The following is a 12,699-nucleotide window of genomic DNA, read 5'->3' as shown; positions in this document are numbered from 1 at the left end:
ACAAGGAAATCCGATGAGCGCAGTCCTCGACCACCACGACCACGACGCCCACGACGAGCACCATGCCCACCCGCACGGCTGGCGGCGCTGGGTGTTCGCCACCAACCACAAGGACATCGGGACGCTGTACCTGCTGTTCTCGTTCACCATGCTGATGATCGGCGGGGCCCTGGCCATGCTGATCCGCGCCGAGCTGTTCCAGCCCGGGCTGCAGTTCGTCAATCCGGAGCTGTTCAACCAGCTGACCACGATGCACGGCCTGATCATGGTGTTCGGCGCGATCATGCCGGCCTTCGTCGGCTTCGCCAACTGGATGGTGCCGCTGCAGATCGGCGCCGCCGACATGGCCTTCGCGCGGATGAACAACTTCAGCTTCTGGCTGCTGATCCCGGCGGCGCTGATGCTGGTGGGCTCGTTCTTCATGCCCGGCGGCGCGCCGGCGGCCGGCTGGACGCTCTATGCGCCGCTGACGCTGCAGATGGGCCCGTCGATGGACGCCGGCATCTTCGCGATGCACATCATGGGCGCCTCCTCGATCATGGGCTCGATCAACATCATCGTCACCATCCTGAACATGCGCGCCCCCGGCATGACGCTGATGAAGATGCCGATGTTCTGCTGGACCTGGCTGATCACCGCCTACCTGCTGATCGCCGTGATGCCGGTGCTGGCCGGTGCCATCACGATGACGCTGACGGACCGCCACTTCGGCACCACCTTCTTCAACCCCGGCGGCGGCGGCGACCCGGTGATGTACCAGCACATCTTCTGGTTCTTCGGCCACCCCGAGGTGTACATCATGATCCTGCCGGCCTTCGGCATCATCAGCCAGGTGGTCCCGGCCTTCGCCCGCAAGCGCCTGTTCGGCTACGCCTCGATGGTGTACGCCACCTCGTCGATCGCCATCCTGTCGTTCATCGTCTGGGCGCACCACATGTTCACCACCGGCATGCCGGTGACCGGGCAGCTGTTCTTCATGTACACCACGATGCTGATCGCGGTGCCGACGGCGGTGAAGATCTTCAACTGGATCGCGACGATGTGGCAGGGCTCGATGACCTTCGAGTCGCCGATGCTGTTCGCGGTCGGCTTCATCTTCGTGTTCACCATCGGCGGCTTCACCGGCCTGATCCTGGCGATGGCGCCGATCGACCTGCAGCTGCAGGACACCTATTACGTGGTGGCCCACTTCCATTACGTGCTGGTGGCGGGCTCGCTGTTCGCGATGTTCGCCGGCTTCTACTACTGGTCGCCCAAGTGGACCGGCGTCATGTACAACGAGACGCGCGGCAAGATCCACTTCTGGGCTTCGCTGATCACGTTCAACGTCACCTTCTTCCCGATGCACTTCCTGGGGCTGGCCGGCATGCCGCGCCGCTATGCGGACTACCCGATGCAGTTCGCGGACTTCAACGCGATCGCCTCGATCGGCGCCTTCGGCTTCGGCCTGTCGCAGGTGTATTTCTTCGTGTTCGTCGTGCTGCCGGTCATGCGCGGCCAGGGCGCCAAGGCGCCGCAGCGGCCGTGGAACGACCCGGACGGCAAGGGCGCCGAGGGCCTGGAATGGGAAGTGCCGTCGCCGGCGCCGTTCCACACCTTCGAGACGCCGCCGCGGCTGGATGCCACCGCAACCCGCGTGCTGGATGCGCGCGTGCAGCCCGAGCGGCTCGCGCCCGCCGTCCACATGCCGCCCCCGCAGGTCCAGCCTGACGGCGGCCGCGCCTGAGGACGACCGCGATGCCGACCCCCGAGCAGAAGAAGCGCAACCTGCGCATGGCGCTGGTGCTGGCGTCGATCGCCGTGGTGTTCTTCCTCGGCTTCTTCGCCAAGATGACCCTGCTGTCGCACTGAACCCCGGCGTATGTCGATCCGCGCGGAAAACATCAAGATGGTGGGCAAGCTGGCCGTGGTCGCGGCCGGCATGTTCGGCTTCGGCTATGCGCTGATCCCGATCTACAAGCACATCTGCGAGCTGACCGGCATCAACATCCTGTCGCGCACCGAGCTGGACCTGCCAGGCGGCGCTGCCGGCGGCAGCGGCGTGCGGGTGCCGGCCAATTCGCAGATCGACCTCACGCGCACCATCACCGTGGAGTTCGACGCCAATTCGCGCGGGCCCTGGATCTTCAAGCCCGCCCTGGCCAGCCTCAAGGTCCATCCGGGCCAGCTGGCCACGGTGATGTACGAATTCCAGAACGTGCAGAACCGCCGCATGTCGGCGCAGGCCATCCCCAGCTATGCGCCGGCCCAGGCCGCGGCCCACTTCAACAAGGTGGAATGTTTCTGCTTCCAGCAGTACACGCTGGAGCCGGGCGAGAAGAAGCAGTGGCCGGTGGCCTTCGTGATCGATCCGAAGCTGTCCAAGGACGTCGGGACGATCACGCTGTCTTACACATTCTTCGAGGTCGGCGGCAAGACGCCGGCGGCGCCGGAAAGCAGCGTCCGGGCCGAGCCGGTCGAAGCCGTGAAGCTGAAGGCCGGCACATGAACCTGCTGCACACCGCCAAGGCCGTGGCCTGGTCGTTCATCGGCATCCGCAAGAACAGCGCCTACCAGGACGACCTGGCCCGGCTCAACCCGCTGCATGTCGTGCTGGTCGCGCTGGTGGCCGTGGTGCTGCTGGTGGTCGGGATGGTCGCGCTGGTGCACTGGGTGGTGCGCTGAGCGCAACGAGACAACACAAGATATCGGGAATCAGGAGTCGAAATGAGTTCAAGCACCACGGGCGCCACGCCTTATTACTTCGTGCCCCAGCCCTCGCGCCACCCCGCGATGGCCGCTTTCGGGCTGTTATGCATCATCTTCGGCGCCGCCCAGTGGATCAACGGCGTGCACTGGGGCATGTACCTGAACTTCTTCGGCCTGCTGTGGCTGTTCGTCGTGCTGTTCCAGTGGTTCCGCCAGGCGATCGGCGAGAGCGAAGGCGGCATGTACAGCCACAAGATCGACATCTCGTTCCGCTGGAGCATGAGCTGGTTCATCTTCTCGGAGGTGATGTTCTTCGGCGCCTTCTTCACCGCCCTGTGGTGGATGCGGGCCCACTCGGTGCCGGCGCTGGGCGGCATCGACAACGCGCTGCTGTGGCCCGACTTCAAGGCCGTGTGGCCGTCGGTTGCGCCGGGCACCACCGCCTCGCCGGCCGGCATCATCGAGCCGTTCCAGACCATGACGCCGTTCTGGCTGCCGACGATCAACACCGCGCTGCTGCTGTCCTCCGGCGTCACGCTGACCATCGCCCACCACGCGCTGCGCGAAAACCACCGCGGCCGCACGTTGGCCTTCATGTGGGTCACGGTGCTGCTGGGCGCCACCTTCGTCGGCGTGCAGGCCTACGAGTATTTCCATGCCTATACCGAGCTGAACCTCACGCTGCGCTCGGGCGCCTATGGCTCCACCTTCTTCATGCTGACCGGCTTCCACGGCTTCCACGTGATCGTCGGCATGCTGATGCTGTTCTTCATCACGCTGCGGCTGCACAAGGGCCACTTCACGCCCGACCATCACTTCGGCTTCGAAGGCGCCGCCTGGTACTGGCACTTCGTGGACGTGGTCTGGCTGGGCCTTTACACCCTGGTCTACTGGCTGTAACGGCGCCAGCGCCAGTGAAAATCGACAAGGGCCGCTCCAGCGGCCCTTGTCCTTGCTGGAATCAGTTGGACAGCGGAATTCCGGTCGGCTGGATGTATCCCAGTTTCCATGCCGCCAGGATGCAGACGAACAACAGGACCGACAGGCCCACGCGCACGGCCAGGGCGCGCACCATGTTGCTGGACTTGGGCTTGCCGTCGCGGCCGTCCTTCATCATGAAGAACAGGGCCGAGGCCAGGCTGCCGATGATGGCCACGAAAGCGAGCAGGACGAGGTACTTCATGCGGGGAATTATCCTTTGACGCCGCAGCCGCCGGGCCGCTTCTGGCGCGTGGCCATCGCCGCCGTCCTGGGGATCGCGGCCGGACTGGCCCTGGGCGGCTGGCAGCTGTCGCGCGCCGCGCAGAAGAACGCCATGCACGCGGCGATGGAGCAGCACAGGAACCTGCCGGCGCTGGACGGCCGCGAGCTGGCCGGCGCCGCCGATCCGCAGGCCGTGGTGTGGCGCCCGGTGCGCCTGCAGGGCCGCTGGCTGCCCGAGCACACGGTGTACCTGGACAACCGGCAGATGCAGGCCAAGCCGGGTTTCGACGTGCTGACGCCGCTGCGCATCGACGGCACCGACAAGGTGGTGGTGGTGCAGCGCGGCTGGGTGCAGCGCAATTTCCTGGACCGGACGCGGCTGCCGGCGATCGAGACGCCGGCCGGCGTGGTGGAGGTCAGCGGCCTGATTGCCCCGCCGCCGCCCAAGCTCTATGCCTTCAGCACCGCCGAGTCCGGCCCGATCCGGCAGAATCTGGACCTGGGAGAACTGCGTGCCCGCACCGGGCTGCCGCTGCTGACGACGCTTTCGGTGCAGCAGGTGGGCCCCGCGTCGGGCGGCCTGCTGCGCGAGTGGACCCCGCCGGGCAGCGGCGTCGAAAAACATTATGGCTACGCATTCCAGTGGTTCGCCCTCAGCGCCCTTATCGCCGTCCTCTATGTCTGGTTCCAGTTCATCGCCCCCCGCCGCAAGGCCCCGCATGCTTGACGAGCCGCTCGGCCTGACCGTGCATTCCCTGCCCTCGCCGGCGCAGGCCGAGGACGACGTCCAGCGCCGCACCGTGCGCGGCCGCTGGCGGCTGCTGGCCCTGATGGCCGTGTGCGCCGCGCCGGTGGTCGCCTCCTATTTCACCTACTACGTGGTGCGTCCCGAAACCCGCCGCAGCTACGGCCAGCTGATCGAGCCGCAGCGGCCGCTGCCGCAGTTCGCAGCGACCGGGCTGGACGGCAAGTCGCAGCCGCTGGCGGCGCTCAAGGGCCAGTGGCTGCTGATCAGCGTGGCCGGCGGCAGCTGCGATCCCGCCTGCGAACGGCACCTGTACCTGCAGCGGCAGTTGCGCGAGGGCCTGGGCAAGGACAAGGACCGGATGGACTGGGTCTGGCTGGTGCCGGACGCCGCGCCGGTGCGCCCGGCGCTGCTGCCGGCGCTGTCGCAGGCCACGGTGCTGCGCGTGCCCGGCGAGCAGCTGGCGCAGTGGCTGCCGGCGGCTGCAGGGCACGGCATGCAGGAGCACCTGTTCCTGGTCGACCCGCTGGGCAACCTGATGATGCGTTTCCCGGCGGCGCTCGACCCGGGCTCCGCGCCGCAGGCCAAGCGCGACCTGGACCGGCTGATGCGCGCATCGGCGGGCTGGGACCGGCCGGGGCGGGAGACTCCCGCGCAATGACCGCGCCGCTGTACGACCTCGGTCCCGCGTTGCGCGTGATGCTGCTGGGCGTGGTGGTCGCGCTCGGCCCGCTCGCCTGGGTGTGGGTGCGCAACAAGCATGCGTCGCCGGCGCGGCGGCTGGGGGCGCTGGCTTTGCTCACGCTGTTCCTCACTTTCGACCTGGTGCTGTTCGGCGCCTTCACCCGCCTGACCGATTCCGGACTGGGCTGCCCCGACTGGCCCGGTTGCTACGGCACGGCCGGCCCGATCGCCGCCCATGCGCAGATCAGCCAGGCGCAGGCCGCGATGCCCACCGGCCCGGTGACGCACGACAAGGCCTGGGTCGAGATGATCCACCGCTACCTCGCCACCGGCGTCGGCGTGCTGATCACGACGCTGGCGCTGTCCACCTGGCTGCTGCGCCGGCGCGGCGCCGTCACGCAGGCGCCGTGGCTGCCGTGGGTGACGCTGGCCTGGGTCTGCCTGCAGGGCGCCTTCGGCGCGCTGACCGTCACCATGAAGCTGTTCCCGGCGATCGTGACCATGCACCTGCTGGGCGGCCTGGTGCTGCTGGCGCTGCTGACGGTGCAGGCGGCTGCCAGCGGGCGCGCTACCGGCCGCGCGCCCGTGGCCGTGGACGGCGCGACGCGCGGGCTGCTGCTGGGGGCATTCGCGCTGGTCGCGCTGCAGGTGGCCCTCGGCGGCTGGGTCAGCACCAACTACGCGGTGCTGGCCTGCAACAGCTTCCCGGCCTGCCAGGGCAGCTGGTGGCCGCCGATGGACTTCCGCCAGGGCTTCGAGCTGTGGCGCGGCCTGGGGCTGACCGCTGGCGGCGAGCAGATCGGCTTCGCCGCGCTCACCGCCATCCACTACACGCACCGGCTAGGCGCGTACCTGGTGTTCGCGGTGCTGGCGGTGCTGGCGCTGCGCCTGCAACGTGTGCCGGCGCTGCATTCGCAGCGCAACTGGCTGCTGGGCCTGATGCTGTGGCAGTTCGCCACCGGCGTCACCAACGTGGTGCTGGACTGGCCGCTGGCGGCAGCGGTCGCCCACACCGGCGGCGCCGCCGCCCTGGTCGTCCTGTTGACCTGGACGCTGTGCCAGGCCCGTCCCATGCGCGAGACCAGCGCGGCGTCGCAACTGCATCCATCGAGGGCTTCCGCATGACCACAGCGATCGAGGTGGGCCGCCAGTTTTACGCGCTCACCAAGCCGCGGGTGGTGCAGCTGATCGTCTTCTGCGCGCTGATCGGCATGGTGCTGGCGGTGCCCGGCGTGCCGGCCTGGGACGACGTGCGGCTGGCGCTGATCGCCTGCGCCGGCATCTGGCTGGTGGCCGGTGCCGCCGCCGCCTTCAACTGCCTGGTGGAAAAGGGCATCGACGCCAAGATGAAGCGCACGGCCTGGCGGCCCACGGCCAAGGGCCAACTGAGCGACCTGCAGGCGCTGCTGTTCGCCGTCGTGCTGTGCAGCGCCGGCTCCTGGATCCTGTACGAGTGGGTGAATCCGCTGACGATGTGGCTGACGTTCGCCACCTTCGTGGGCTACGCGGTGGTCTACACCGTGATCCTCAAGCCGCTGACGCCGCAGAACATCGTGATCGGCGGCGCCTCCGGCGCGATGCCGCCGGTGCTGGGCTGGGCCGCGATGCGCGGCGACGTCAGCCCCGAGGCGCTGATCCTGTTCCTGATCATCTTCCTGTGGACGCCGCCGCACTTCTGGGCGCTGGCGCTGTACCGGGTGGAGGACTACCGCAAGTCCGGCCTGCCGATGCTGCCGGTGACGCACGGCAACGAGTTCACGCGGCTGCAGGTGTTCCTCTACACGCTGGTGCTGTTCGCGGCCTGCCTGCTGCCCTTCGCCTACGGCATGAGCTCGTGGCTGTACCTGGTGGCGGCCGTCGGGCTGAGCCTGGGCTTTTGCTGGTACGGCTTCCGCCTGTGGCGCAACTATTCCGACGCGCTGGCGCGCAAGACCTTCCGCTTCTCCCTGATCCACCTGAGCGTGCTGTTCGCTGCCCTGCTGGTGGACCACTACCTGATCGCCTGACCATGCTGCGACGCTCCCTCATCCTCGTTTCCCTGGCCGGATTGCTCGCTGCGTGCGGGCAGAACAAGCCCCAGTTCAGCTCGGTCGACCTGACCGGCGCCGACTATGCCAAGGACTTCAGCCTGCCCGACCAGGACGGCAAGCTGCGCAGCCTGAAGGATTTCCAGGGCAAGATCGTCGTGCTGTTCTTCGGCTACACCCAGTGCCCCGACGTCTGTCCGGCGACGATGACCGAGCTGGCGCAGGTCAAGAAGCAGCTCGGCGCCGACGGCGACAAGCTGCAGGTGCTGTTCGTCACGGTGGACCCGGAGCGCGACACGCCGCAGGTGCTCAAGGGCTACATGGCCAATTTCGACCCGAGCTTCATCGCCCTGCGCGGCTCGCCCGAGCAGCTCGCCGCGATGGCCAAGGATTTCAAGGTGTTCTACAAGAAGAACGAGGGCAAGACGCCGACCAGCTACAGCATGGACCACTCGGCGGCCAGCTACGTGTACGACACCAAGGGCCAGCTGCGCCTGTACACCCGCTATGGCAGCGGCCCGCAGGCGCTGGCATCCGACATCCAGTTGCTGCTCAAGGGCTGAGCGCAACGGCCGGCAGGCGATGGCAGGGTCCGAAGCTCCACGCAAGGGTGCGGCGCGGATCGCGCTGATTCCGCCGGCGGTGCTGGCGGCGCTCAACCGCGGCGAGCTGGCCACCGCCAACCTCAACGAATTCCTCGCGCTCGACCTGGCGGTGCTGGCATCCAGCGTGGCGCAGCGCATCGGCCTCGATCCGCGCAGCGAGCGCATCGCCGACACGCTGGCCATGCTGCCGGCGTTCAGGCCGGTTGCGCGCCACCTGCACGTGGCGCGCGCGCTCTACGACCTGGCGTCGGGCCATGCCGACCGCGACCGTGTCGCCTACGCGCTTGCCACCCATCCGAGCGACGTCGCCCGCACCTGGGCCGCGCAATGGGTCGGCTTTTCGGGCCTGCCGCTGCCGGACAAGCTGGCCTCGGTGCGCCGCTTCGCCGCCGATCCGCATTTCGGCGTGCGGGAAACCGCCTGGATGGCAGTGCGCGACGAGGTGGTGCGCGACAGCGCGCGGGCGATCGAGCTGCTGCTGCCGTGGGTGGCCGATGCCGACCCGAACATCCGGCGCTTCGCCAGCGAACTGACGCGGCCGCGCGGCGTCTGGTGCGCGCCGGTGCCGGCGCTCAGGACCGGGCCCTGGCTGGCCATCGACCTGCTGGAACCCTTACGGGCCGACCCGAGCCGCTATGTGCAGAACTCGGTGGCGAACTGGCTCAACGACGCCAGCAAGTCGCAGCCGCAGTGGGTGCAGCGGACCTGCGACCGCTGGAGCGCCGCCTCATCGTCGCCGGCAACGGCGTATATCGTGCGCCGCGCGCTGCGTACTTTGCGTGGCATGCCTTGATGTCAAACAGGCGTTGACAAGGCAGGCGCAAGGCCCGGCGTGCCGGATGCGCCATCGGGCGCCAACCGGCCGGCCTGCCTTGCTTGATGACGGCTGTTGGTTTTCTTCGCGGCCAGCGCGGGAGCCAGGCCGTGCGGATTACTCCGCCTTGATGCCCCGCATCTGGATCACGCCGCCGAGCAGCGCCGTGTCCGACTTGATGCGGTTCGCCAGGCCTTCGGAGCTGCTGCCCACGGTCTGCCAGCCTTGCTGGAACAGCTTGGCACGCACGTCGGGCGTGCGCGCGATGTCGCTGATCAGGGTGGATAGCCGGGCGACGATCGGCTTGGGCATGGAGGCCGGCGCGGCGGCGGCGGTCCAGATCTCCAGCTGGAAGCCGCGGATGCCGCCTTCCTGCAGGCTGGGGTATTCGGGCACCAGCGGGCTGCGGTTGGCCGAGGTGACGCCGATTGCCTTGAGCTTGCCGGCGCGGATCTGCTGCGCCGCCAGCGCGGGCGGCAGCAGCGCCAGCTGGATCTGGCCGCCCATCATGGCCGTGATCACCTGCGGGTTGCCGGGGTAGGGCACGTGCACCGGGTCGATGTTGGTCTTGGTCTTGAGCAGCTCCATGCCGATGTGGGCGACGGTGCCGACGCCCGGCGTGCCGTAGCTCCACTTGTTGCCGGCGTTGCGCGCCGCCAGGAAGAACTCCTGCGCGTCCTTGCCAGGCGCATTGGCCGGCGCGGTGAGCAGCAGCGGCGCGGTGCCGATCAGGCTGATCGGCGCGAGGTCCTTCAGCGGATCGAACGGCACGTGCGGATTGAGCAGCTTGGCGATCGTCATGTTGCCGTTGATCATCACGCCGATGGTGTGGTTGTCGGTGGACTTGGCCACGATGTCGGCGGCGATGTTGCCGCCCGCACCCACCTTGTTCTCGACGATGACCGTCTGGCCCAGCGCCTTGGACAGCGGCTCGGCGATGGTGCGCGCCACCAGGTCGGGCGTGGAGCCGGGCGGGAAGCCGACGATGATCCTGACCATCTTGGTCGGCCAGGGCGCGGCGGCCGGCGCGGGCTGCACCCGGGCGGATTTGGGCTGCGCCAGGCTGGCGGTTGCGACGGCGGCGAGGGCGAGGGCCAGCACGGTCCGGCGAAGTGCGGGGCGGGTCATGGGTGATGCTTCCTTGATTGCGGAGCCCTGAATGCTACAGGCTCGACCTTAGGGTTTTGACCTAACTCAGAAGTTCAGCGGACGGATGGCGCGGCGTTCCTCGGTGCGCATGCCGGCCAGTGCTTCGTGCAGCCACGCCATGCTGCCGGCGCTGTCGAACTGCCGGTCCGGCAGCATCGCCAGCGCGACCTGGAACTTCAGCACCACCGTCGGCGGCAGCGCCTGCGACTGATGCAGGCCGCGCGCGACGATCTGCTGCGCGCACTCGGTCGCCGCCGCCGTCGACGTCGGCCCTTCGAGCAGCACCGCGAACTCGCTGCCCTCGATGCGCGCTGCGAGGTCGACGTCGTTGATCGCGCCGCGTAGCACCGCGGCCGTGACCACCAGCGCCTTGTCGCCGGCGTCGCGGCCGAACTCGCGCACGATGTCGTCGTGGTTCGCCAGCTTCACGGCCAGCAGCGCGCAGGCCTGCTTCTGGCGCAGGCAGCGGGCCAGTGCGCTGTCCAGCCGGTGCTGCAGCGAGCCCTTGTGCGCCAGGCCGGTCAGCGGATCGGTGCGCGCCAGGGCGGCCGAGCGCACGTCGGCTTCGCGCCGGCGGTTGCCGCGCAGGCTGAGCGCATAGAACAGGATCGGCATCTCCAGCGCCGCGCCGATGGTCAGGCCGTAGCGGGTGAGCACGCTGGCGGGGATCAGGTTCAAGCCGCGCGCCACCGGGAACATCGCCATCACCAGCACCGGCAGGAAGCCCAGCGCGATCAGCCGGATGTAGGGGTCTTCGCCTTCGGCCCATACCGTCCCCACCAGCAGCAGCACGACCACCAGCCCCAGCGCCGTGAGCGCCATCACCGCAGAGAAGGTGGCGCGCGACTCGGCGACGGTGTCGATGGCGACCGCCGCCAGCACCGCCAGGATCAGCGCCCGGACGGCGTGGTCGAGCGCGCGCGAGAAGCGTGCCGGCTCGGTGACGGTGCGCGTGAACCAGAGCGCGGCGGCAGTCGAGATTCCTGGCAGCACGAAGGTGGCCATTGCGTTCCAGCGCAACGCGTCGTTCCACAGGTGCTGCGCACCGACGCCCAGGTACGCCGCCTGGCCGAGCGACAGGGCAATGACGTAGGTCGCATAGGCGGCGAAGTTGCGGTCCCGGTTCACCGCCGCATTGGCCAGGCTGACGATGGCGATCAATGCCGCCAGGCCGAAGTAGCCGCCCAGCAGGAACTGCTCGCGCTCGCGCGCCGCCAGCAGCGCTCCCTGGCTGTAGATGGCGATCGGCGAGGCGAAGTTGACGCGGGCGTGCTCGATCCGCAGGAAATAGCGCACCGGCCGGCCGGACGGACGGGCCAGCTCGAAGGTCGGCACGCGGCCCGGCAGCGGCCAGTCCGACACCGCCTTCGTGTCGCCGGCCTCCTGCACCTGCCAGCCGCCGCCGGCCTGGCGATAGAACAGCTGCGCCCGGTCGATCCCGGACGAACCCAGCTCCAGGTACCAGCGGCCGTCGTCGCGCGCCGCCGCGTCGAAGCGCAGCCACAGCGCCTTGCCATCGATGTCGTATTGCCGGTTGCGTTCGCGCAACGCCCAGCCGATGGTGTCGCCGGCCGCCTCGACCTGCCCGGGCGTGGCCCGGCCGCCGGAGTCGATCCAGTAGAGGCTGCGCCCGTCCAGCGGCACCATGGGCCGGCCGGAGTCCAGTTCGATCGGCGGCGGCACGGGCGGCGGCTGCGCCTGCGCGGATGCGATGCCTGACAGCCAGAAGAGGGCCGCGAAGCAGGAAATGAATGCCATCCGCACCGCACGATTGTCCACAAACAGAAAAGCCCGGGACCCCGGGCTTGTCTGGATTGGCGCGCAGGCGCCGAGGCGTCAGGCGTAGGCGGCCAGAGCCTTCTTCATCTTCTTCATCGCGGCCGACTCGATCTGGCGGATCCGCTCGGCCGACACGCCGTATTCGGACGCCAGGTCGTGCAGCGTGAGCCCGCCCGAACCGTCATCGTTCACCTTCAGCCAGCGCTCTTCGACGATGCGCCGGCTGCGCGGGTCCAGCGTTTCCAGCGCGGCGGCGATGCCCTGGGTGGCCATGACGTCGCGCTGCTTCGATTCCATCATCGCCGTCGGCTCGTGCGCCGCGTCCGCCAGGTACGCGATCGGGCCGAAGGCCTGTTCGCCGTCATCGCTGGGCGCCGGGTCCAGCAGCACGTCGCCCCCCGACATGCGGGTTTCCATCTCGATCACTTCCTCGCGCTTGACGTTCAGCTGGCGCGCCATGGTCTCGATCTGGGCGTCGGTCAAGGTGTCCCGGTGGGTCTGCGTATCGGCGTCGTCCTTGAAGCCCTGCTTCATCGAGCGCAGGTTGAAGAACAGCTTGCGCTGGGCCTTGGTCGTGGCGACCTTGACCATCCGCCAGTTCTTCAGGATGTACTCGTGGATTTCGGCCCTGATCCAGTGCAGCGCATAGCTCACCAGCCGCACGCCCTGGTCCGGGTCGAAACGCTTCACCGCCTTCATCAGGCCGATGTTGCCTTCCTGGATCAGGTCGCCGTGCGGCAGGCCGTAGCCCAGGTACTTGCGGGAAACGGAAACCACCAGGCGCAGGTGCGACAGCACCAGCTTGCCGGCCGCTTCCAGGTCGTTGTTGTCCTTCAGCTCACGGCCGAACTGCTGCTCTTCTTCCAGGGTCAGCATCGGCAGGCGATTCACGGCGGAGATGTATGCGTCCAGATTGCCCAGGGAGGGCACCACGGCCCACGGATTGGCCACGGCCATGGCCGTGGCGGGAGATCCATTGGAGAGGGACATTCGACGAGCTCCTTT

15 protein-coding genes are annotated in these 12,699 nt (G+C 68.5%); 11 read left to right on the top strand and 4 right to left on the bottom strand.

Going from position 1 to position 12,699, the window contains the following annotated elements; translation table 11 throughout:
* Positions 1-13: 13 nt before the first annotated feature.
* From ctaD to ACFPOE_RS00575, 5 genes are read left to right on the top strand one after another with little or no spacing between them, the layout of a single operon-like run.
* Positions 14-1,726 (top strand): cytochrome c oxidase subunit I, encoded by a 1,713-nt coding sequence (gene ctaD / locus ACFPOE_RS00595; protein WP_376848051.1) that lies wholly within the window; start codon positions 14-16, stop codon positions 1,724-1,726.
* 11 nt (positions 1,727-1,737) lie between these two features.
* Positions 1,738-1,851: a cytochrome oxidase small assembly protein gene (locus ACFPOE_RS00590; RefSeq protein WP_376848050.1), complete on the top strand. Its 114-nt coding sequence runs from the start codon at positions 1,738-1,740 to the stop codon at positions 1,849-1,851.
* Between the two features lie 10 nt (positions 1,852-1,861).
* A complete protein-coding gene (locus ACFPOE_RS00585) occupies positions 1,862-2,488 on the top strand; it encodes a cytochrome c oxidase assembly protein (protein WP_376848049.1) in 627 nt (208 codons plus the stop codon).
* Positions 2,485-2,664 (top strand): DUF2970 domain-containing protein, encoded by a 180-nt coding sequence (locus ACFPOE_RS00580; RefSeq protein ID WP_376848048.1) that lies wholly within the window; start codon positions 2,485-2,487, stop codon positions 2,662-2,664. The genes ACFPOE_RS00585 and ACFPOE_RS00580 overlap by 4 nt, the downstream gene beginning before the upstream one ends.
* A 42-nt stretch (positions 2,665-2,706) precedes the next feature.
* Positions 2,707-3,588 carry a cytochrome c oxidase subunit 3 gene (locus ACFPOE_RS00575; protein WP_376848047.1) on the top strand — a complete coding sequence of 294 codons (882 nt, stop codon included), beginning with the start codon at positions 2,707-2,709 and terminating at the stop codon, positions 3,586-3,588.
* Positions 3,589-3,649: 61 nt separating this feature from the next.
* Here the strand turns inward: ACFPOE_RS00575 and ACFPOE_RS00570 are convergent, their stop codons facing one another.
* On the bottom strand, positions 3,650-3,871 hold the full coding sequence (locus ACFPOE_RS00570; protein ID WP_376848046.1) for a twin transmembrane helix small protein: 222 nt from the start codon (positions 3,869-3,871) through the stop codon (positions 3,650-3,652).
* Between the two features lie 15 nt (positions 3,872-3,886).
* Here ACFPOE_RS00570 and ACFPOE_RS00565 point away from each other — a divergent pair, with 15 nt between their 5' ends.
* From ACFPOE_RS00565 to ACFPOE_RS00540, 6 genes are read left to right on the top strand one after another with little or no spacing between them, the layout of a single operon-like run.
* Complete coding sequence (locus tag ACFPOE_RS00565) at positions 3,887-4,618, top strand: SURF1 family protein (protein WP_376848045.1); 732 nt, start codon at positions 3,887-3,889, stop codon at positions 4,616-4,618.
* Positions 4,611-5,297: a hypothetical protein gene (locus tag ACFPOE_RS00560; RefSeq protein ID WP_376848044.1), complete on the top strand. Its 687-nt coding sequence runs from the start codon at positions 4,611-4,613 to the stop codon at positions 5,295-5,297. Before ACFPOE_RS00565 ends, ACFPOE_RS00560 begins: the two co-directional genes overlap by 8 nt.
* Positions 5,294-6,445, top strand: a complete 1,152-nt coding sequence (locus ACFPOE_RS00555; RefSeq protein WP_376848043.1) for a COX15/CtaA family protein — start codon at positions 5,294-5,296, stop codon at positions 6,443-6,445. Before ACFPOE_RS00560 ends, ACFPOE_RS00555 begins: the two co-directional genes overlap by 4 nt.
* Positions 6,442-7,326 (top strand): heme o synthase, encoded by an 885-nt coding sequence (gene cyoE / locus ACFPOE_RS00550; protein WP_376848042.1) that lies wholly within the window; start codon positions 6,442-6,444, stop codon positions 7,324-7,326. Before ACFPOE_RS00555 ends, cyoE begins: the two co-directional genes overlap by 4 nt.
* Before the next feature lie 2 nt (positions 7,327-7,328).
* Positions 7,329-7,910: an SCO family protein gene (locus ACFPOE_RS00545; RefSeq protein ID WP_376848041.1), complete on the top strand. Its 582-nt coding sequence runs from the start codon at positions 7,329-7,331 to the stop codon at positions 7,908-7,910.
* 19 nt (positions 7,911-7,929) lie between these two features.
* On the top strand, positions 7,930-8,745 hold the full coding sequence (locus tag ACFPOE_RS00540; RefSeq protein WP_376848040.1) for a DNA alkylation repair protein: 816 nt from the start codon (positions 7,930-7,932) through the stop codon (positions 8,743-8,745).
* 138 nt (positions 8,746-8,883) lie between these two features.
* Here ACFPOE_RS00540 and ACFPOE_RS00535 read toward each other — a convergent pair whose 3' ends face one another.
* The 3 genes from ACFPOE_RS00535 to rpoH all read right to left on the bottom strand — a co-directional run bounded on the left by ACFPOE_RS00535 (position 8,884) and on the right by rpoH (position 12,684).
* Positions 8,884-9,894: a Bug family tripartite tricarboxylate transporter substrate binding protein gene (locus tag ACFPOE_RS00535; protein WP_376848039.1), complete on the bottom strand. Its 1,011-nt coding sequence runs from the start codon at positions 9,892-9,894 to the stop codon at positions 8,884-8,886.
* Positions 9,895-9,960: 66 nt separating this feature from the next.
* The gene (locus tag ACFPOE_RS00530; RefSeq protein WP_376848038.1) at positions 9,961-11,673 is read right to left on the bottom strand and encodes a 7TM diverse intracellular signaling domain-containing protein; all 1,713 of its coding nucleotides are present in this window, start codon (positions 11,671-11,673) and stop codon (positions 9,961-9,963) included.
* A gap of 78 nt (positions 11,674-11,751) precedes the next feature.
* Complete coding sequence (gene rpoH, locus ACFPOE_RS00525; protein WP_376848037.1) at positions 11,752-12,684, bottom strand: RNA polymerase sigma factor RpoH; 933 nt, start codon at positions 12,682-12,684, stop codon at positions 11,752-11,754.
* Positions 12,685-12,699: the final 15 nt, after the last annotated feature.

The sequence above is a fragment of the Caenimonas terrae genome, assembly GCF_042655405.1.
Classification (GTDB): Bacteria; Pseudomonadota; Gammaproteobacteria; order Burkholderiales; family Burkholderiaceae_C; genus Ramlibacter; species Ramlibacter terrae_A.
The sequence above is the reverse complement of the archived record's forward strand: the minus strand, read 5'-3'. Positions and strand labels throughout refer to the sequence as shown.